The 22,242-nt window shown below is 68.5% G+C and carries 9 protein-coding genes; all 9 read right to left on the bottom strand.

Features of this window, described 5'->3' with window-relative positions:
- Entirely contained in the window at nt 1-2,712 is a 2,712-nt protein-coding gene (locus AC07XP_RS05520; protein WP_495264045.1) for an FAD-dependent oxidoreductase, read from the bottom strand.
- Nucleotides 2,713-2,928: 216 nt separating this feature from the next.
- Nucleotides 2,929-3,585, bottom strand: a complete 657-nt coding sequence (locus AC07XP_RS05515; RefSeq protein ID WP_062470843.1) for a winged helix-turn-helix domain-containing protein — start codon at nt 3,583-3,585, stop codon at nt 2,929-2,931.
- 78 nt (nt 3,586-3,663) lie between these two features.
- On the bottom strand, nt 3,664-5,025 hold the full coding sequence (locus AC07XP_RS05510; protein ID WP_095950017.1) for a TolC family outer membrane protein: 1,362 nt from the start codon (nt 5,023-5,025) through the stop codon (nt 3,664-3,666).
- An 86-nt stretch (nt 5,026-5,111) separates the two neighbouring features.
- Nucleotides 5,112-5,798, bottom strand: coding sequence for an SCO family protein (locus tag AC07XP_RS05505; RefSeq protein ID WP_354347816.1), 687 nt, complete (start codon nt 5,796-5,798; stop codon nt 5,112-5,114).
- Entirely contained in the window at nt 5,795-7,579 is a 1,785-nt protein-coding gene (locus AC07XP_RS05500) for a multicopper oxidase family protein (RefSeq protein WP_495264044.1), read from the bottom strand. The genes AC07XP_RS05505 and AC07XP_RS05500 overlap by 4 nt, the downstream gene beginning before the upstream one ends.
- Before the next feature lie 34 nt (nt 7,580-7,613).
- On the bottom strand, nt 7,614-8,951 hold the full coding sequence (locus AC07XP_RS05495) for an HlyD family type I secretion periplasmic adaptor subunit (protein ID WP_495264043.1): 1,338 nt from the start codon (nt 8,949-8,951) through the stop codon (nt 7,614-7,616).
- A gap of 36 nt (nt 8,952-8,987) precedes the next feature.
- Nucleotides 8,988-10,670 carry a type I secretion system permease/ATPase gene (locus tag AC07XP_RS05490; protein ID WP_495264042.1) on the bottom strand — a complete coding sequence of 561 codons (1,683 nt, stop codon included), beginning with the start codon at nt 10,668-10,670 and terminating at the stop codon, nt 8,988-8,990.
- Nucleotides 10,671-10,701: 31 nt separating this feature from the next.
- Nucleotides 10,702-11,016: a hypothetical protein gene (locus tag AC07XP_RS05485; RefSeq protein ID WP_095744456.1), complete on the bottom strand. Its 315-nt coding sequence runs from the start codon at nt 11,014-11,016 to the stop codon at nt 10,702-10,704.
- The gene (locus AC07XP_RS05480; RefSeq protein WP_495264041.1) at nt 11,013-22,007 is read right to left on the bottom strand and encodes a peroxidase family protein; all 10,995 of its coding nucleotides are present in this window, start codon (nt 22,005-22,007) and stop codon (nt 11,013-11,015) included. Before AC07XP_RS05480 ends, AC07XP_RS05485 begins: the two co-directional genes overlap by 4 nt.
- Nucleotides 22,008-22,242: the final 235 nt, after the last annotated feature.

The following is a 22,242-nucleotide window of genomic DNA, read 5'->3' as shown; positions in this document are numbered from 1 at the left end:
CTAGGCCGCCAATGCCACCGAATGCTGCTGCCAGTCCCCACGCTCCAGCAAGGCGGTCATCGTGGAGACCGGCGCGTGCTCGCGCACGGCCGGAATGACCTCGTCCGCCTCGTCCGGCGATCCGACCAGCACCGCGCCGACAAGCCGGCCCTCGGCGACCACCAGCTTGCGATAGATGCCCTGCGCAGGCTCGGACTGCGTCAACTCGAATTCGCCGGGCCGCGCGGCGTGCACGGAGCCCGCGGAGCGGACGTCGATGCCCGAGACCTTCAGCGCGGTCACCGGCACATGGCCGCGATAGACGCGCTTGCCGCCCAGCGCATTGACGGCCGCGATCTCTCCCTGCTCGGCCGCCACGGCCCACAGGGGGATCGAGTGGCCCTCGAACTCGGCCACATCGCCCGCGGCGTAGACATGGGCGGCACTGGTGCGCATCTGTGCGTCGACGATGATGCCGCGGCCGAGCGCCAGGCCGGCCGACTGCGCGATGTCGACGTTGGCGCGCACGCCGGTGCACACCACGACCACGTCGGCGGGGAGCTGGCGTCCGTCCTTCAGCACGAGCCGCGCCACGCGGCCCTCGCTGCCCGGCTCCAGCCGCGCGGCGTCGGCACCGGTCATGACATGGATGCCCTGGGTTGCCAGGTGCGCTTCCAGCAAGGCGCTGGCCGGGGTGTCGATCTGCCGGTCGAGGATCTGGCCGCTGTTCGACAGCACCTGGACTTGTGCCCCGAGCTGCGCCAGCGCCTGCGCGGCTTCCAGGCCGAGCAAGCCGGCGCCCAGCACGACCGCGCAGGTGCCGTGGAAGCGCTGCATGTAGTCGCGGATCGCCATCGCGTCGTCGGCGTCGCGCAGCACAAAGCTGCCTTCGATGCCGTAGCCGTCGAGCGGCGGGACCCACGCCGAACTGCCCGAGCACAGGATGAGCCTGTCGTAGCCCAGCGTCTCCCGGGTCGCCAGCGTGAGCTCGCGACGCTGCGTGTCGACGCCCGACACATGCGTGTTGAGCCAGGCGGTGACACGGTGTTCGGCATACCACTGCTCGGGCAGCAGGTGCAGGCCCTGGACACCCGTCGGCATGCTGATCAGCTTGGCAATGGCCATCCGGTTGTAGGCGTTGTGGTTCTCGCGGCCGATGAGGTGGATCTCGCAGTCGGGGTGGTGGCGCCGCACATGGTCGGCCGCGGTCAGGCCGGCCACGCCGTTGCCCACGATCACGACGCGGCGGATCGACGCATCGAAGGGCACGACCTCGGGCTTGCGTGTTTCGCGCGCCACCGGGGTCGCCTCCCGCTTCAGGTCGATGCGGATGGGCCCGGCATTGCGGATGCGCGCCATGCAGGCCAGGCGCGTGCCGTCGGCGCAGCCGAGCCGGGCCAGCGTCGCCCGCTCGTCGCTGCCGATGGGTGCGAGCCGCTCGCCGCCCGCCACGACGGCGATCGGGTCGGCGCCGCACACGCCGGAACGGCAGCCGGCGTTGATGGGGGCGCCGCAGTCCTCGAGCGCCTCGAGCAGGGTCTGGCCCTTGCGGATGGGGGTCTTCATGCCGGTGGGGTCGATGCAGAGTTCGGCAGGCTGCGTGGACGCATCCGCCGGTGCGGCCGCAGCGGCCTCGTTCTCCGGCGGGGCCGCAACCGGCGCCTTGCGCGCGGCGTCGTTCGGGCCGCGGTGCAGCCGCATCGTCTCGATGACGATCGGCGCCAGCCGGGAACCGTCCCGGACGCCCTTGCGCAATTCACGGCGAAGGAACAGGCGCTCGACATGCAGCGACCGCGCGATCCACGTCAGGCTCGCGATGATCGTCAGGCCGCGCAGCGTGGCGACGACTTCGGGGGCGATGGCCATGCCGCTCAGGCTGCTCAAGGTGCTGACGACCAGCGGGGCGGTGAACCAGTAGTACAGCGAGAACGCGGCCGCCGCGAAGAGCACCGGCGACAGGTTGCGCGTCTTGCTGCCCAGCAGTTCGATCAGGTTGAAGAGCGTCAGGCTGGCGGCCATGTAGACCAGCATCTGCATGACCGTGGAGACCGGGCCGATCTCGGCGGGCGAAGGCACGAGGTAGTAGCCGAGGATCAGGCCCGGAAAGACGCCCGCGAAGAAGCTGCGGAAGTTGCGGTAGGCCGGGTTCGGGTCGTACTGGTCGGCCAGGTAGGCCGCGCCGGGGTTGAGGTCGTAGCAGTTCTTGGCGCAGCCCACGCACGGTTCGCAGTGCGTGTTGGCGATGCGGATGAACGGCGTCTGGCCGTACAGCCGCTGCACCGGCAGCAGGGGGCAGATGCTGCTGCACCAGCCGCTCTTGCCCTTGAACAGCAGGCCGCCGATGAGCGCCGCCCCCATGGCTGCCGCCAGCAGGCCGGCGGTGGCCATGCCGTTGCCGTTGAACAGCAGCTTGCGCGCGACGACCGCGCAGATCAGCAGGCCGATGCCGATCGGAAATGCCGCGCCCTGCGACAGGCGGCGGCTCGTGAGTGCGCGCGTGATGCCGAGCCTGCGGGGGATCTGGTTGATGGCGGCCAGCGGGCAGACGTTGCGCCACAGCCCGGGTGCCAGCATGAACACGAGCGGGAGCGACGGCACGATCAGCCCCCAGAACAAGGGCATCGCGGTGGCGGGCCGCAGCGCCAGCATGACGGCGAGAGCCAGGGCCGACGCGATGCTCACCACGCGCAGCGCGCGCCACACCGCTTTCGGCACGATGGTCGGCAGCTGCATGAAATTGGCGAAAACGAGAGCGGGAGAGGGCTTGAACATGGTTCGGTGGTACCTGCGTGAGAAGGTGTCGCCATTCATGCCCCGGGGGGACGCTGCGACAGTGGTGGCGCCATCGATGGGTGATGGGGCTCTGCGAGTGGTGCGATTCTGGCCAGTCGCACGTCTTAAGGTTGCTATCTTGTGTGCGGCACGCTTACGAGTCTGAAGACGACGGGCTCAGGTATTCAGGCGGTAGCCGACCCCGCGAATCGTGCGGATGATCTGCCGCCCGAGCTTGCGCCGCACGTTGGACAGGTGCACTTCCAGGGCGTTGCTCGTGGGGGCGCCGTGAATCCCCTGCACCAGCAGTTCCACCTGGGCCTTGGGGACCGTGTGATCGAAGCGCAGCGCGAGCGCCTCCACCAGGTTCCATTCCCGCTCGGTCAGCGCGACAGGCATGCCGCAGCGGACCGTCGTCCGGCTGCCCAGGTCGAACTCGACGTCGCCGCACCGCACGCGCGGCGTTGCCAGGCCCGCGGCCCGGCAACGCAGTGCCCGCACCCGCTCGGCCACCAGCTCAGGGCGGCACGGCATCACCACGAAGTCGTCCGCGCCCGCGTCGAGGACCTCGGCCTGCGCGGTCGGGCCGGGCGCTCCCACCATCAGCATCAGGACCGGCGTGGTGATGTGCTGCACCCGCAACAACCGGACCCAGTCGAGTCCCGATCCGTCGGGCAACTGCGAGCTGACGAGCAGCACGTCGTAGGACTCGTTCTCCAGCATGTCGATGTCGCCGAGCCGCTCGACGCTGTCGATCAGGAACCCGTTCTTGCGCAAGTGCGTGAACAGGCCGTCGTCGACCCGCGCGCGATCCTGAAGCAGAAGCAGTCGCATGGCGTCACCTGCATGTTCAGCGCCGTCATGGCCGCGAGCAGTCGCTGGTGCTGTCGGTACGTGCCATGGCATGCCTCGTCATTGGCGAGCCGGCGTTCTCCTGGACACGGAGACGGGCGCCGCGCTGTCGACCGGGGTGCGGCCGTGGGTTGCAAGCGCGGCATCGATGGCGTTCAGGTCCTCGGGCACCAACGTGCCGTTGGCCTGCCGCAGCTTGAGATTGCCGAGCAGCACCGAATAGCGCGCCACCGCCAGGTCGCGCTTGGTCTGGAACAGCTGGCTCTGCGCGTTGAGCACGTCGATGTTGATGCGCACGCCCACCTGGTAGCCCATGCGATTGGCCTCCAGCGCGATCTGGCTGGAGACCTCGGCGGCTTCGAGCGCTTTCACCTGGCCGGCGGCCGACACCAGCCCCAGGTAGGTGGCGCGGGTGGCCTGCGCGACGCCACGGCGCGTGGCCTCGAGCAGCGAGCGCGACTGGTCTTCGAGCGCCAGCGTTTCCCTGACGCGGTTCTCGATCGCGTAGCCGGCAAACAAGGGCAGGTTGAGGGAGACGCCCACGGTGAGGGCCTTGACCCGCGAGCGGCCCGGCGTGGTGTTGGTGCCCTGGGGGTTGTTCGTGACGTTGTAGCCCAGGGTCGCATCGAGCGTGGGCAGGTGGCCGGCCTGCGCCTTCTGCACCTCGAGCCCGGCCACGTCCAGGCCCAGGCGGGCCTGCTGGATCGCAGGGTGCCCGGCATCCGCGTGCGAGGTCCAGACCTCGATGTCGGCGGGCGCGAGCGGAGGCAGCACCACGGGCGCCGCCAGCGGCACGGGCACGCTGCCGGTGCTGCCGACGAGCTGGTCGAGCACGATCTTCTTCACCTGCAGGTCGTTCTCGGCAGCGATTTCCTGCGCGATCACCAGGTCGTAGCGGGCCTGCGCTTCGCGCGCATCGGTGATGGTGGTGGTGCCGACTTCGAAGTTGCGCTTGGCCGATGCGAGCTGCTCGGCCACGGCCACCTTCTGCGCGCGCACCAGGGCCAGGCTGTCCTGGCTGGCGAGCACGTCGAAGTAGGCCTGGCTCACGCGCACGATGAGGTCCTGCTCGGCGATGGTGAGCACCATCTGCGCCACTTCGGCCTGCCGCTGGCCCTGCTCGTAGGCGGCCCAGTTGGCGGGGCGGTACAGCGGCTGCGTGGCGTTGATGCCGACGCTCTGGGTGTTGAACCCGCGCGTCGTCGCGCTGCCTTCCGTCGAGAGGTCCTGCCGGGTGTGCGAGGCGCCGGCCGAGAGGCCAACGGTGGGCAGGATGCCGGCCCTGGACTGCGCCGCCCGCGCCAGCGTAGCCTCGTACTGGGCCCGCGCGCCCTGGTAGGTGGCGTCGTAGCCGCGCGCCGACGTGTAGATCTCGACCAGGCTCTGGCCATGGACGGGCCACGCGAAGCTCGCTGCGAGCACGGCGCCCCATGCCGGGACGAGACGCTTCCCGGTGGCGGGGGCCCGTGAGCCCTGTCCACCGGGTGGGGGTCGGCGCAGGCGCTGGTTCAGACCGTGCTCCGAGGGTCGGCCTGCAAGATGGCGCCGCCCGCGCGGCGAACCGCGGCCGGGCTGCGATCGACATGCAGGATGGCGGCCACGATCTGCTCGGGCGCCGCCAGCGCCGGCGCCATCGACCAGCGGTCATAGACGTCGTTGCCGATGCGCACCATGCCGGTGTGGCGATTGATCTCCTTGTCGACCTTCGGGTCCGGGTCGTAGAAGCCCAGGGCAAAGCGCACGAGGTCGATGTTGCTCCGGCTCCCGGTCAGGAAAAGCCAGCCCGGGTTCACGCTGTGCATCTCGGCGTAATCGGCCAGGTGCTCCACGGTGTCGATCTCCGGGCGGATCGTGATCGAGTACATGAAGATGTCCCGGCCCACCCGAGAGGCCAGGCGCTCCTGCACGCGCAGGAGGTTGTTGGTCATGAGCGGACAGATGCCTTCGCAGTCCGCATACATCATGTTGATGGCGACGATCTTTCCCCGGACCAGGTCGTCGTAGAAGTTCACCTTCGCCCCGGTGTGGGTCTTCAGTTCGACGTTCGGCATGCGACGCCCCGGGCGTGCAGCCGTTGCCGGTGCCTCGGCGGAGGCGGGCAGGCCGAACGCGTACAAGGACGCGACGCCCAGTCCGGCGATCAAGTGTCTGCGGTGGTTCATGAGAATCTCCTGAAAGTCATCGGCGTTCTTCACACGATGTCGAAGCGAACCATCATTGCGTGGTCCTCGTGGGTGAGGTTGTGGCAGTGCATCAGGTACTTGCCCGAGAAATCGCGAAAGCGCACGAGCACCCTCACGGTCATGAGTTCGCCGACGACGAAGACGTCCTTGCGTCCGCGCTCGTTCACGGGAATGGGCAGGCTCACGCCGTTGACGCTCTTGCTGAGAATCCGTCCTTCTTCGAAGTGCACGTGGATCGGGTGCTGCCAGCCGTTGTCGGGATTGATGAACTCCCAGATCTCGGCGGTGCCCCTGGTGATCCTGGCTCTGGCCGTGAGCGAATCGAAGAACAGCCCGTTGACGTTCCACATGCCGCTGTTGCGCTGGAACACCCAGGTGCGAACTGGCAGGGCGGCGAGTTCGCTGGCACTGGGCAGGTCGCGCAGCGGGCGCAGCACGCTCGGCACCACGCTCAGGTCGGGCGTCGGGGGCTGGCGATCGACGATGAACTTGAGCACGCGCGTGCCCGGCGACTGCACCGGGCCGGGCCGGCGGGTATCGACCTGCGTGAGCTGGTTGACGAGGTAGAGCGTGGTGTTCAGCGGGAATCGCGAGAAGTCCACCACGATGTCCGCGCGCTCGGCCGGGGCGATCCGCACCCTCAGCTGGTTCAGGATCGGTGCCGGCAGCAGGTTGCCGTCGCTGGCGATCTGCGTGTACGGGTACACGATGGTGCCGCCCGTGTTCTGCAGCACGAACTCGTAGAAGCGCGATGGGCCGACGTTCAGCAGCCGCAGCCGGTACTTGCGGCGTGCCACGCGCAGCACCGGCTCGATCTTGCCGTTGACCACGATCTTGTCGCCCAGCACGCCCTCGGGGTTGAGCTCGTCGAAGGTCAGCCGGCCGCCCGAGTCGAACCGCTTGTCCGAGAAGCTCAGGGGGTAGTCGTACGCGCCGCTGGGCAGCCGCAGCCCCGTGGTCTCGTCGCCGGTGTCGAGCGCGTCGAAGACCATGTAGCGCCCGAACATGCCCTTGAGCACGTTCGGTGCCGTCACGCCTTCCGTGTGGTCGTGATAGAAGAGCGAGCCCAGGGCTTCGCGCGAGTCGCCGAGGCCGCCGAACTCGTCGAAGCCGGCGTAGAGGTTGGGGTAGAAGTGGTCGTTGAAGGTCCCCGGCGCGGTCAGCGTCACGCCGCCCTGGACGGCGCTGTAGAAGTCGCTCGCGAAGCCGTCGCTCTCCGACGGCGTGTGCATGTTGTGCAGGTGCGTGCTGATCTCGGGCGAGCCGAATCCCGTGTGGTTCTGCGGCAGCTGGTTGCGGATGCGGCAGATGACCGACTGCCCGTAGCGCGCGTGGATCGTGGGGCCCGGCGTGGTCACTCCCGGCGTGTTGCCTTCGTAGCCCCAGATGGGCTGCGGGGGGTAGTAGGGGTTGTTGCCGTTGAACAGCCAGGCCGGGTTCTCCTTGGCCGTCAGCTGGTACAGCAGCGGCGTGCCGGCCTTGCCGGGCACGGTCAGTTCCGCGTAGCGCTGGTGCGGTGCACGACCGCACTCGCCGCCTGCGATGTTCGCGTTGAGGGTCGGGGCCGGAGTCAGCGTGGCCAGCGGTGTGAGCGGCGTGACCTGGTTGGGCAGGTCCTCGACCCACGGCGTCGTCGGCGGGCTGGGCGGCAGGGGCGTGGGTTGTGCGCGGGTCTTGCCCGGTGTCAGGACCAGGGGGGCGGCCGTGGCTGCCAGCGAGGCCTTCAGGAACGTGCGTCTCTTGCTGTGGGCGACAGGCGTCACGGGGTCGTGGTGGTTGGAATCCTTGCGCATGATGTATTCCCCTCGTTGACAGAGAACAGCCCCGCTACATCTGCCGTCCCGATCGGCGGATGGTGGAGGTGATGGGCTCGATGACGTACTGCAGCGCGGTCTGCGAGACGCCCGCGATGTAGACCTCGGCGGGCATGCCCGCCTGGAGCTTGAAGTCGCCGATGGCCCTGAGCGACTCGGCGTCGGCCAGGATCATCACGCTGTAGTAGGGCAGGTTGGTCTGGCGCTCGATCAACCGGTCGCCGGCGACATAGGTCACCTTGCCCGTGACCATCGAGGTGTTGCGGTACTTGAAGGCGGTGAACTTCACCCGCGCGCGCTGGTTGAGGTGCACGTTGCTGATATCTTCCGGACGGATGCGCGCCTCGATCATCAGCTGGGCATCGCTGGGCACGATGTCCGCGATCGCTTCTCCGGGCCCGACCACCGCGCCGGGCGAGGTGAACTTCAGGTCGATCACTTCGCCGCTGGCCGGGGCCACGACGACCTGCCGCTGCGCCGCGTCGTTCGACTTGCGCTGCTCCTGCTCGATCTCGCCCAGGCGCTGGGTGGTGGCCTTGAGCTGGTCGCTCGCGGCCTTCACGTAGTCGTTGCGGATCGACTGGATCTTCAGGTCGATCTCCACCAGGCGCTGGGCGGCGCGCGCCAGTTCCGTGCGCCGCTCTTCGAGCTTGGCCGCGTACTCCATCACCACCGATTCGAGCTGGGAGATCCGGCTCGACGAAATGAAGCCTTCCTGGATCAGGCCGCGGTTGGCCTCCAGGTCCTGCCGCTGCAGGGCGAGCGAGTTCTGCGCCTGCGCGATCTGCGCGTGCACGGCGACGATTTCCTGCTGCACGCGATCGCGCTGCGTTCTCATGAGCGAGGCCGCGCTGTCCAGCGAATGGCGCTGGGCCTGGAACAGCGCCGTCTCCTTGAGCAGGGCCTGGCCGATGCGATCGTCCTGCCGGGCCGCGCGCAGCAGGTCTTCGGGGAAGGCGAGCGTCTTGGCGACGGACTGCTCGGCCTCCAGGCGCACCAGCATGGCACGCTCCAGATGGACGCGATAGCTCAGGCGGTTGCGGTCGGCGTCCACGCGCACGTCGCCCAGGACCAGGATCGGATCGCCGGCGTTCACATGCTGGCCGTCGCGCACCATGACTTCGCGCACGGTGCCGCCTTCCAGGTGCTGCACCGGACGGCGGTTGAGGTCCACCTTGACGAACGCGGGGGCCACCACCGCCATCGAGAGCGGGGCGAGGCCCATCCACAGGCCCAGAGGCAGGATCGCGCCGAGGATGACCCAGCATCCGCTTCGCGCGAGGCGTCGTGCATGTTCCCGGCTGCTGCGTGGGGCGGCAACGGGAGGCATCGGGAGTGTGGCGGTGCTCATGGTGCGGGGTCCTTGTTCGCAACGGCGGCGCGGCGCTCAGGCGGCCTTCTGGTCCACGATCGCCTGGGCCTGGCGCTGCATGTCGCGCATCACCTCGCTCGCCGGGCCGAACTGCTGGATGCGGCCCGCGGCGAGCACCAGGATCTTGTCCACGTGGGCGATCAGCGACGGGCGGTGGGTGACGACGACCGAGGTCACGCCCGCCTGGCGCAGGCCGCTCATCGCCTGGGCGAGTGCGACTTCTCCTGCGCCGTCCAGGTTGGAGTTCGGCTCGTCCAGGATCACCAGCTGCGGGCTGCCGTACAGCGCGCGGGCGAGCGCGATGCGCTGGCGCTGGCCCGGAGACAACCGCGAGCCGTGTTCGCCCACCGGCGTGTCGTAGCCCTTCGGGAGGGTCAGGATCATGTCGTGCGCATTGGCGCGCACGGCGGCGGCAACCACCGCTTCGGAGTCCACCTTGTCCAGGCGCGCGATGTTGTCCGCCACGCTGCCGTCGAAGAGCTCGACGTCCTGGGGCACGTAGCCGATGTAGGGGCCCAGTTCTTCGCGCGGCCAGTACGACACGTCGGCACCGTCGAGGCGGACCTTGCCGCTGCTGGGGCGCCACACGCCCGTGAGCACGCGCGCGAGGGTCGACTTGCCGGCCGCGCTCGGGCCGACGATGGCCAGGGCCTCGCCCGGCGCCAGCGCGAAGACGATGTTCGAGAGCACCAGGGTGTCCGAGCCGGCCGCGCGGTACGAGATGTTCTCCGCGCTCAGGCGTCCTTCGGGGCGCGGCATGGCGACATGCGGCTCGGTGCGCTCGAAGTCCTTCGACAGTTCCTGCAGGCGCCCGTAAGCCGCCCGCGCCTCGATCAGCGTGCGCCAGCTGCCCACGAGCTGCTCTACCGGCTGCACCGCGCGGCCCAGCAGGATGCTGGTGGCGATCATCACGCCGGCGGAAGCCTGCTGGCTCAGCACCAGGTATGCGCCCAGGGCCAGCATGAGAATCTGGATGGCCTGGCGCGCGGCCTTGGTCCCGGCGGTGAACGCCACGGTGCTGCGGCTGGCGCTGGTCTGCATGGCGGCGATCTGGTCCTGCAAGGCCCTCCAGCGCACCAGCAGGCGCTTGGTCATTCCCAGGGCCTGCAGCACTTCGGCGTTGCGCAGCGAACTCTCGACGTATTGCGCCGCGCGGCGTCCTTCGTTCTGCAGGTTCTCCAGCGACTTGCGGCTGATGCGGTCGTTGAGCCAGGCCAGGCCCAGCATGAGGACCGCGGAAAACGCCGCGCCCAGGCCGAGCGCGGGGTGGAACATCCAGATCACGAACACGTACACGAACACCCACGGCGCATCGAACACCGCGATCAGCCCGTTGGCGGAAAACACGGCGCGCAGCGCGGCCACATCGCGGATGCCTTCCGTGCGCATGCCGGTCGGCGTGCGGGCGGCGCGCTCCACGATGGCGCAGACCACCGGCGGGGACAGCCGCTCGTCCACCATGATCCCCACCACGTTCTGCAGCCGCGTCCGCACGTAGTCCAGCAGGAGCAGGATCAGCAGCGCCACGCCGGTCCCGGCGAGCAGCACCAGCAGCGTTTCATGGCTGCTGGTCGAGATGACCCGGTCGAACACCTGCAGGGTGAAGAACGCGGGCACCAGGAACAGCAGGTTGATGAAGAAGGAGAACGCCGCGATGTACAGCAGCAGCGGTCGCAGTTCCATCCACAGGGTTTTCATGTGCGTCTCCTGTGGTTCTGTGGGGCGTTGCTCAGTTGACCTGCGGGTCCTGGGCCGCGGCCTGCGCCGCGGCTTCCAGCGACTTCACCCGCCGCACCAGCCGGTCGATGGTCACCATCTGCGCCGAGTAGGCGCGCGACAGTTGTTGGGTCGCGTCGCACAGGCCCTGGATGGCGACGCTCAGCTCGTCCTTCTTCGCGTTGACCATGCCGATGCGCGACATGATCAACGTCGCCACCTCGCGCGGGTCGGAGATGGAACGAGGGGCCTGCTGCGGGCTTGCGTTGTTTTTCTCGTCCATGTCGTTCTCCGTGGTCAAGGTCGTTGAAACGTTGGCGGTGCTCATGTCGACAGCACGAAATCGGCCTGCGTGATGGTGTTCGTTCCCACCCCGTTCACGCCCATCAGCAGGATGCTTTCCAGGCCGTCGAACTCGACCAGCGTGTCGGCGCCCAGGTCGGTGATGGACACGTTGGCGGCAAAGTTGCCGGCGTTGATCCCCATCGCGGAGATGTTCAGCCGGTCCTGCCCGTTGAGCAGGTTCCCGCTGGCATCGAAGCCGAGGATCGTGTCGTTGCCGAACCCCGGCGCGAACACGAAGACGTCGTCTCCCGTTCCGCCGTCCATGGTGTCGTTGCCCGTGCCGCCGGTCAGCCGGTCCGCGCCCGCCCCGGTGCTGAGGGTGTCGTTGCCGCCACCGCCATCCACCACGTTCGCGGCATTCAGGAGCGCCACGGGCGCGAAGCTGATGTTGTCGTTGCCCTGGCTGCCGATCACGTTCTCCACCGAGCTCAGCGTGTCGGTGCCGGTCTCGGCGCTGGTGGCGGAGGTCGGCGTGACCGTCGCACCGGCCGAGGTGGCGGACAGGTCGTAGGTGTCGTTGCCGGCGCCGCCGGCGTAGCTGTCGTTGCCGTCGCCCACCGTGGCGATGAGGGTGTCGTCGCCCGCATCGCCGTCCACCGTGTCGCTGTCCAGCCCGCCGGTGAGCCTGTCGTCGCCCGCCTGGCCGTTGATGGTGTCGTTGCCCGAGCCACCCAGCACGATGTCGGCACCGGCACCGGCGCTGATGGTGTCGTTGCCGCCCTGGCCGTCGATGAAATTCGCGCCGCCGTTGACGACGATGATGTCGTTGCCCTGGCTGCCGATGATGTTCTCCATCGTGTTGAGCGTGTCGGTGCCGATCTGCGCGCTCGTGGCGAGGTTGACCGTCACCGTCGCGCCGGCCGTGGTGGCCGACAGGTCGTAGGTGTCCACGCCGGCCCCGCCGACATAGCTGTCGTTGCCGTCGCCGATCGTCGCGACGAAGCGGTCGTTGCCGCCGCCGCCGTTCAGCGCGTTGGCACCGGTGTTGCCGGTCAGCGTGTCGTTGCCGGCGCCACCGGTCACGTTCTCGATGTTCGCCACCGATTCGAAGCCCGTGGCCGTGCCGGTGGCCAGGTTCACGGTGACGGCCGTGGTCGTGGCACCGTAGCTCAGGGTGTCGACGCCGCCCTGGAGGTCGGCCGTGACCGCCTCGACGTCGGTGACGGTGCCGCCCGCCAGGGACGCGATCGCCGTTCCCGTCAGCACCACCGCGAGCGTCTGGCCCAGCGCCGTGCCGGCGATGGTCAGCCGGTCGTTGGCACCCGCGCCGCCGTTGATCGTGTCCGCGCCGTCGCCGACGAGGTAGTGGAAGAGGTCGTCTCCCGCGCCGCCGCTGACCGTGTCGTTGCCGGCGCCGCCGGTGAGCGTGTCGTTGCCCTCGCCACCCGTCACGGTGTCGTTGCCGCCGCCGGCGTCGATGACGTCGTTGCCGCCCTGGCCGTCGATCACGTTCGCACCGCCGTTGACGACGATGCTGTCAGCGCCCTGGCTGCCGATGAAGTTCTCGATGGAAGACAGCGCATCGGTGCCCGTCTGCGCGCCCGTGGCGGTCGTCGGGGTGATCGTCACGCCCGCGGAAACCGCGGACAGGTCCAGCGTATCGGTGCCGCCGCCGCCGGTGTAGCTGTCGTTGCCGTCGTTCACCGTCGCGACGAAGCGGTCGTCGCCGCCGCCGCCGTTGAGCACGTTGGCCAGCGCATTGCCCACGAGCACGTCGGCGCCACCGCCTGTCGTCACGTTCTCGATGCCGGCGATCGAGGTGAAGCCCGAGGCCGTTCCGGCCGTGAGGTTCACCGAGATGGCGGCGGCGCTGGTGTAGGTCAGCGTGTCCACGCCGGCCAGCAGGTCGGCCGTGACCGACTCGACATTGCTCACCGTGCCGCCGGCCACCACCGTGAGCGCGGTGCCGTTGTAGCTCACCGCGAGCGCGTCGGCCGCCGCCGTTCCGATGACGTTCAGGGTGTCCAGCCCCGCGCCGCCGTCGACGGTGTCCGTGCCTTCGCCCATCGTGTAGTTGATGGTGTCGTTGCCGGCGCCGCCGGCGATGCTGTCGCTGCCCGCGCCGCCGTCGATGAGGTCGTCCTGGCCGAGGCCGTTGATGGCATCCGCGCCGCCGCCGCCGAAGATCACGTCCTGGCCTTCAGTGCCCGTGAGGACCTGGGCGGCGTTGTTGGCCGCGATGAAGTCGCCCGTGACCACGGTGGCCGCGGAGCGCACCGTCTCGAGCGCGCCCGCATCGTCCGTGAAGCTCACCGTCAGGCGCAGTTCGCGGTTGACCTGGTCGGCGCCCGGCGTGAAGGTCGCCAGGGTGGCGCCCGCGATGGGCGTGAACCCGGCGGCGCCGCCGCCGACGCCCGTGTTGACGGCCTGTTCCCACTGGTAGCTGAAGACGGCACCCGTCAGCCCGTCCACGTCGCTGATGCCGAGGGTCGATGCCGTCAGCAGCTGGCCTTCGGTCGGCGTGGTGTCGCTGATCGTCGGCTGCCCGGTGGCCGCGGTGTTGAGGGCCAGCGGCGCGGTCGTGGCGGAGTACACGTTCTCCAGCACGTCGTTGGCATCCTTGTAGACCGCCCGCACGCGCAGCGCCAGGCCGAGCTCGAAGGTCCGCGGCGTGAAGCTCGTGCCCGTGGCCCGGGCCACTTCGCCGCCGGCGTTCTCGATCAGGATGTCCTCGAAGATGCCGGGGCGGACCTCGGCCTGCCAGAAGTAGGCGATGGGGCCGGTGATCGCACCGTCGGGGTTGGTCGCGCTGACGTTGTCCGGATCGGTCACGCCCAGGGCCGACACGGTGAGGGTCGCGCCCAGGGTGGGCGTGGTGTCGCTGAGGGTCAGCTGGCCTTCGGGATCGAGGTTGAAGCCTTCTTCCGCAATGAACGCCGCGCCATCGGAGAACTGCAGGCGCTCGATGTTGCGCACCACGTCGATGCCGTCGGCGCCGGCCACGCCGTCCACCACATGGCTGATGCGCCAGACATCGTTTTCGAGGAAGGTGATCTCGTAGTTGCCGAAGACGTCCGAGAAGACGGCCGTGTCGAAGTCCGGCGCATCCGACATCAGGATCTCGCGGGCAATGGTGAGTTGACCCGGGTTGTAGGTGCCGTCGAAGACGCGCCCCTGCAGCTCGAGGTCGGTCATGGTGTCATAGCTCGCGATCTCGGCGCCCGTTCCGTCGGCGTTCTCCCGCACGCTGATGCGCACGTTCAGCCAGGCATCGCCGTCGATGATGTCGTTGCCGCCGCGGCCCTCCAGCAGGTCGCTGCCGCCGCCGCCCAGGATGATGTTGCCGGCGAACGAAGTCACCGGCCCGTCCATCTCCATGCCGACACCGAGCACCTGGTCCAGAAGCTCCTGCAGGCCGTCGATGAGTTCGATGTGGGTCAGCACGCTGCCGGTGGTGCCCGACAGCGCCATCGCGGCCGCATCGTTGTCGTCGCCGCGCAGGACGTCGGCGTGCGCCGAGCCCGACATGCCCTCGACCGAAGTGAACCGCGCCAGCACGGTCGCGTTCGAGATCGGCACGGGCGTCTCGTCGAAGGCACGAAGGAACAGGTCGGCCGTGACGCCGAAGGCGTCGTCCTTGAACCCGGCCCAGTCGAAGCCGGAGCCGCCTTCGTAGCGGTCCACCTGGCCGCCGTTGCCGAACATGATGTCGTCGCCGCCTTCGCCGTCCATCCGGTCGGAGATCGAATTGCCGATGAAGACGTCGTGGCCCACCACCTGGTCGCGGGCGAAGGCGTCGAAGTTCTCGCCGGCGCTGCCGTCGGCCATGCCTTTCTCGATCCAGTCGTCGCCTTCGTTGCCGAACACGAACTCGTTGCCGCGGGCGCCGAGGATGAAGTCGTTGCCCGTGCCGCCGAACGCCTCGGACGGGTCTTCACCGGTGACGATGAAGTCGTTGCCGTGGCCGCCCAGGATCAGGTTGATGCCGTTGCCGCCGTGGATGGCGTCGTTGCCGTCGCCGCCCTGCATGTTGTCGTCGCCACCCAGGTCCGTCATGATGTCGTCGCCGGCCCCGCCGAAGACGAAGTCGTTGCCGTCCCCGCCTTCGAGCCGGTCATTGCCGGCGTCGCCCCAGAGCGTGTCGTCGCCGATGCTGGAAATGATGGTGTCGTTGCCTGCGGTACCGCCCAGAACGACGTGGTCCTCACCGCTGTACTGCAGGTAGTTCGGATCGGCCGCTTCGGTGCCGGGGTTGTTGCGCAGCACCAGTGGCGTCAGGCTCCCCTCGGCCGTCGGATCGTCGCGCCCGTCGAGCCCCAGGCCCGTGAACTGCCGGGACGGGTCCACCTCCAGCGTGAACCCCGGCGTCGTGAAGATGTCGCCAGGCAGGTGCTCGACATCGGTGTTGGCCATCACCAGCCGGGCGAAGGAGTTGTTCTCCAGCTCGGTGAGGAAGTTCAGGCCCTGCGTGCGCTCCAGGTAGTAGAAGCGGTCGCCGTCCTGCAGCTTCTCCATCTGCTCCTCGAAGACGAAATTGAAGGTCGAGCCCAGCAGGCCGCCGAACGGCATCTGCTTTTCGGCCAGGCCGCCGATCCACAGGTCGATGTCGTCGACGCCGGTGGTCGTGATGCCGGCCTCGTCCGCGTAGGCATTGCGTCCGTACAGGAAGTCGAGCCGGTCCTCCGGCGCACCGATGCCGCCGTAGACCAGTGCCACCGCCGCCGCGCGCTTCTCGATCAGGGTGTCGGCGGCGGCCAGGCTGGCGTGCACGCCGTAGGCCGCAATGAAGTTGACCACCGAGGCCTCATGCTTGATGTGCTGCATGAAGTCGACCCAGTTCGCGTAGGGCTTGAGCTGGCTGTCGCCGGTCACGCTGTAGAAGTCGCGCCGCGCGGCGTTGAGTGTCGGCACGCCGGTGTCGCGCCCGCGCACGATGTTGATCGTCGCCAGGTCGAGCGGCAGGCCGAGCAGGTTGTTGCGCAGGGCCTCGGTCACGAACTCGTCGATCTCGTTGCCCTGTTGCCGCGTGAGGCCGCGCGCGAGCGCGCCGGCCGCTTCATCCGCCGTGATGCCGCTGGCTGCGAACGCGAGCGGATTGAGGAAGGCCTCGATCAGCCCGAGCTGCTGGGTGGGGTCGGCCGTGCCGCCGATCACGTTGAAGTCGACGTCGAAGCGGTCCACCGTCTCCGTCAGCATCGAGTGGCCGAAGCGGTACACGGTGTGGGCGAACTCGGCGACGATCGATGGATCGATCTCGGTGTCGTAGACCTGGGTGGCGGCAAAGAAGATGTCGATCTGCGGCTGCACCTTGCGCGCGAACTCCTCGAACACCAGGTGCTGGTACTGCATCTCGGTGCCGAAGCGGGCCGCCTGGAACAGGCGCTCGCCGTCCCACGAGCCATCGGGCAAGTGCCATTCGGCAATGAAGGCCGCGTCGCCCGAAGCCATGATCACCGCCTTGGTGTGTTCGACCAGCCGGTTGTGCTCGGCGTGGAACACATGGTGAATGCTGGTCAGCGCGATGTTTTCGTTGACCCGGCCGTCGCCGGCGATGTAATGCGCGTCGAGCAGTTCGTCGTCGTAGAAGCCCGCGGCCGGTGTGCCGCCGATCTGGTCGTCGGCATCGGCCGTCAGCGCGACGCCCTGGCTGTTCACCGGGTTGGCGGTGTGGGCGATGTCGGCCAGGAACACGTGGCCCGTGCGCACGGCCAGGCTTGCATCGATCGGCGCGCCCGGCAATCCCGAGGCCAGCGTGCCGCCGGCCTGCAGCACGATCTGCGCGAAGCCGGTCACCGGGTCGGGAATGAAGTTGCCGTACTCGTCGGCCGCCAGCAGCGGCAGGTTGAGCGCGTCGGCATTGTCCAGCGCGATGCCCAGCAGGTCGCGCGCCTGCGCCTTGACCACCGCCCAGGTGGCCATGCCGCCGAGTTCGACGTCGTCGGCCGTGCCGAAGAGGCCGTCGGCACCGAGGTCGCGGTTGGTGATCAGCCGCCCGGTGGCGACCGGCTTGCCGTCGGCGTTGAGCTCATAGGCGCGCAGGAAGACCTGGTGCGACGGGTGCGACGTGTAGGTCTGGTTCTGGTCGATGAACGGCGTCGTGAGGTTCGTGGCCTCGTGCGTGGTGTCGTCCGCGGTGCCCATGACGCCGTCGGCGCCGGGTCCGGCAACCTGGGTGGCGCGCGTCAGCACCAGGAAGTTGCTGTTGCTGCCCGACACATAGAGCGGATCGTCGGGCTGCAGCGGGACGAAGATGGTGCCGTTGCCGCCCTTGGCCACGAGGTCCAGGCCGTGGTCGAAGAACTGGCCGAAGAAGGTCATGAAGGCGTTGAACGGCGCCGACAGGCCTTCGTCCGGCGCGGTGTTCGGAATGACCAGCAGGGTGCCGACGGGAATCGCCACGCCGTCCAGGTCGTACAGGACACCGTCCACCAGCGTGCCCAGGCCCGCGTCGACGAATGCGCTCACCGCCGCCGGGTTGTTGCTCGTCATGTCGACGATCAGGTTGCTGATGATGCGCGGGTCGGCGTCCACCACATTGCCGCTGGGGCCGTAGTCCGTGTTGGTGAGCGTGCCCCCCGGGCCGAGGTTGATGCTGTCACCGTCCTGGTCGTTGCGGAACACCGGATCGACCAGGCGCGGGAACACCTGGTCCGCGGCGCCAAAGCCGGACTGGCCCTGCACCAGGTTGTTGTAGGAGCCGTCCACCGTGCGCAGGCCGAGCGGCGCGCGCGCGTTGTCCAGGATGTCGGTCAGCGCCTCGCCGTTCGCGTGCCGCTCCGAGATCTTGATCTGCTCCAGGATGAACTGCAGGTCGGACTGCAGGAAGCGCACGCCCGCGCTGTCGACCAGCGCGGAGGAGGGCGGCGGCGCCGGCGGCACGACGGCCGCCACGCCGGTGACCGCCGCGGTGGGCGCGGAGTACACGGTTTCCAGCACGCCGTCGGCATCGCGGTAGACGGCCCGCACCCGGATGGCCAGGCCGTCGAAGGGCGCGGTGACCCGGAAGGTCGTGCCGTTCACCGTGGCGGGCTGGCCGCCGCCCAGGTCGATGATGTCGCGGAACACGCCCGGCGCGCGCGTCGGGTCGGCCTCGTACTGCCACGTGTAGCTGATCGGCCCGGTGACGGTGCCGCCAGGATTGTCCGCATCGGTGAGGGCGGCCGACACGCTCAGGAGCTGGTTGATCTGCGGCGTGTCGTCGCTGATCGTGACCGAGCCGCCCGGTGCGTTGTTGCTGCCGGACAGCAGCTGGACGGCGTCGGAGAACTGCAGCCGCTCGATGTTGCGCAGGATGTCGGTGCCGTCGGTGCCGACGTTGTCGGTGACGGTGGTGCGGCCGTCGGCGCCGGTGGTGACGGTGTAGTTGGCGCGCAGCCCGGAGAACATCGCGGTGTCGTAGTCGGCGCTGTCGGACATCAGGATCTCGCGCACGATGCTGAGCTGGCCCGGGTTGATCTCGCCCGAGAGCATGCGCGGCACCAGCTCCTTCAGGCTGTCGACGCTGGTGAGGCCGGGCACGCCCGAGACGGCGATGCGCACGTTGAGCCAGGCGTCGCCGTCGATGATGTCGTTGCCGCCGCGGCCCTCGATGAGGTCGCTGCCGTCGCCGCCCAGGATGATGTTGCCCTCGCCGAACGAGGTCATGCCCGCGGGCAAGAGGCCTTGCAGGCCGTCGATGAGCGCGATGTTGGTGAGCACGCTGCCGGTCCAGCCGGCCTGCAGGATCTCGACGGCGTCGGCATCGTCGCCGCGCAGGAAGTCGGCGAAAGCCGATCCCGACAGGCCTTCGGTGAAGGCGAAGCGGTCCATCATCGCGGCGTTCGAGTTGACCACCGGGGGCACCACGAAGTCGTTGACGATCATGTCGGCGGTCACGCCGTACTTGTCGAACTTGTAGCTGGCCCAGTCGAAGCCGGAGCCGCCGTCGAAGTGGTCTTCGCCGTCGGAGCCGGTGAAGATGTCGTCGCCGCCTTCGCCGATCAGCTCGTCGAAACCGCCGCCGGAGATCAGGACGTCGTTGCCGATGACGCTGTCTTGCACGAGCGGGTCGAAGCTGTCGCCCGTGGTGCCGTCCTGGGTTCCCAGCTCGATCCAGTCGTGGCCCTCGTTGCCGAATGTCGGCAGGTTGCCCTTGCTGCCCAGGACGAAGTCGTTGCCCTGGCCGGCAAAGACTTCGGAAACGTCCTCGCCGGTGATGATGAAGTCGCTGCCGTCCCCGCCGATGATGAGGTTCGCGCCGTTGCCGCCGTGGATGACGTCGTTGCCCTCGTTGCCCTTGAGCACGTCGTCGCCGCCGCGGTCCGTGATGATGTCGTCGCCCGCGCCGCCCTCGACCTGGTCGTTGCCGTCGCCGGACTCGATGCGGTCGTTGCCGCCGTCGCCGTAGATGGTGTCGTCGCCGATGCTGGCGATCAGGGTGTCGTTGCCGGCGGTGCCGCCGAGCACGACGTGTTCGTCGCCCGTGTAGCGCAGGTAGGTGGTCTCCACGGCCGCGGTCGTGGGATCGTCACGGATCACCAGCGGGGTGAGTTCGGTGCCGCCTTCGGTCGGGTCGCCGTGGCCGTCCACGCCGATGCCGGTGAACTGGCGCAGCGGGTCGACTTCGAGGATCAGGCCCGGGGTCGAGAAGATGTCGGCCGGCAGGTGCGTGGCGTCGGTGTTGAGCATCACCAGCTTGGCGAAGGTGTTGTTCTCCAGTTCGGTGAGGAAGTTGAGGCCGGCCAGGCGCGAGAGGTAGTAGAAGCGGTCGCCGTTCTGCAGCGCCTCCATCTGCGACTCGAAGACGAAGTTGAAGGTCGAGCCCAGCAGGCCGCCGAAGGGCATCTGCTCTTCGGCCAGGCCGCCGATCCACAGGTCGATGTCGTCCACGCCCGTGGTGGTGACACCGCCGACCATCGCGTAGATGCCCGTGCTGTTCAGGAAGGCGAGCCTGTCTGCTTCGTCTGCAACGAAGCTGCGCTCCGCGGCCGTGCCGGCGTTGAGAACCACGGTGCCGCCGAAGACGAGTGCGGCCGCCACGGCCCGCTTCTCGGCCATCGTGTCGACGTCCGCGGCGGTCAGCGCGCCATGCGTGCCGTACGCCGCAATGAAGTTGATGACGGAGGCTTCATGCTTGAGGTGCTGCGTGAGGTCGACCCAGCTCGTATAGGGCTTGAGCTGCGGGTCCGCGGTCGAGGTGTAGAACTCCCGGCGCGCTTCGTTGAGCGTGGGAATGCCGGTGTCCCGGCCGCGTGCGATGTTGATGGCGGCGAGGTCCAGCGGCAGGCCCAGGAGCTGGTTGCGCACTGCGTCGGTGACGAACTCGTCGATCTCGTTGCCCACCTGCCGGGTCATGCCGCGCACGATGGCGCCGGCCGCCTGCTCCGGCGTCAGTGCGCCGTCGTTGTTGAACCCGATCGGGTTGAGGAAGGCATCGACCAGCGCGAGATCGCTCGACAGGAAATTGGGGTCCAGCCGGTCCACGGTCTCGGTCAGCATCGTGTGGCCGACGCGGAAGACCGCGTGTGCGAACTCGGCGACGATCGCCGGATTGATCGTCGTCTGGTAGTTGGTTTCGGCCAGGAACTCGTCGACGGCCGGCTGCATCTTGCGCGCGAACTCTTCGAACACCAGGTGCTGGTACTGCATCTCCGTCGCGAAGCGCGCGGCCTGGAAGATGCGCTCGCCGTTCCATGAGCCGTCGGGCAGCTGCCATGAGGCGATGAACGCAGCGTCGCCCGTGGCCAGGACGGTGGCCTTGATCTCTTCGGCCTGCCGGTTGTGCTCGGAGTGGAAGACGTGGTGGACGGAGGTCAGGGCGATGTTCTCGTTGCCGCGGCCGTCGCCGGTGATGAAGTGGCGGTCCAGCAGCTCGTTGTCATAGGTGCCGGGTTCCGAGAGGCCGACGGCCGAGTCGCTGTCGGGCGCCAGCACGCCGCCCACGAACACGGGCGCCGCGGCATGCGCGATGTCGTTCAGGAAAGCATGGCCGGTGCGAACGCCCACGCTGGCATCGATGGGCGCGCCGGGCGTGCCCGAGGCGAGCCCGTTGCCGTCCGGGTCCAGCGGCCCGCCGACGTCGGCGGCGCGCAGCACGATCTGCGCGAAGCCGGTCACGGGATCGGGGATGAACTTGCCGAACTGGTCCGTCGCCAGGAGCGGCAGGTCCAGCACATCGGCGTCGTCGAGCTGGATGCCGAGCATCAGCGCCTGCGCCTTGACCTGGGCCCAGTTGGCAAGGCCGCCGTCGGCGCCATCGAGCAGGCTGCCCGTGGCCACCGGACGGCCGTTGGCGTCGAGCACGTACTCGCGCAGGAACACCTGGTGCGAGGGGTGCGAGGTGTAGGTCTGGTTCTGGTCGACGAAGGGCGTGGTCTGGTTGGTCTGGTCGCCGTTCGCATCGCGCGTGGCGCGCGACAGGATCATGAAATTGGGGGCGCCGGGGGCCGTACTGAACAGCGGATCGTCCGGCTGCAGCGGCATGAAGATCATCTCGGTGCTGCTCTTGTTGACCAGGTCGAGGCCGTGGTCGAAGAACTGGCCGAAGAAGGTGAACCATGAATTGAAGGGCGCCGAGAGGCCTTCGTCGGGGCTGGTGTTCGGAATCTCCAGCAGCGTGCCGGGGGGAATGACGACGCCCTGGAGGTCGTACAGGACGCCGGCTGCGTCGAGCGTTCCGAGGCCCGCGGCCACGAAGGCGCTCACCGCCGCGGGGTTGTTGCTGGTCATGTCGGCGACCAGGTTGCTGATCAGCCGCGGGTCGGCATCGACCACGTTCCCGGCGCTGCCGTAGTCCGTGTTGGTGATCCCTGCGAAGGCGTCGTCCTGCTCGTTGCTGTAGGTCTGCGGCACCAGCTGCGGAAACGGGTTGTCTGCGGCACCGAACTCGCTCTGGCCCGGCATCAGGTTGTTGTACGACCCGTCGACCGTCCTGAGGCCGAAGGGCGCAAAGGCGTTCGGGACCAGGCTGGCGGGGTCCGCTCCCGCTGCTTGTGCTTCCGCAATGAGAATTTGTTGAAGAATGAATTCGAGATCGGACCTGATCAGCGTGGCCATTTCTATTCTCCTCAAGACGAACGACTTTCAATGCAGCCCCGGTCCCGCCTACATGGCGAAATGGCTCATGTAGCGTGGCTCAGGAGTGACCGCACGCCTGGAATTGCCAGCCGCGGGTTTTTCGAGGAAGTGATGCAGCGCGTGACCCGGTGGCGGTCACGCCTGGGGAGCGGCTAGGGTCGTCGTCGGCCGCTCAGGCACCGCAGCGGGGCGGTGCAGCGAATATCCATTGCGC

This window comes from Variovorax sp. GW531-E2, assembly GCF_059423125.1.
The sequence above is the reverse complement of the archived record's forward strand: the minus strand, read 5'-3'. Positions and strand labels throughout refer to the sequence as shown.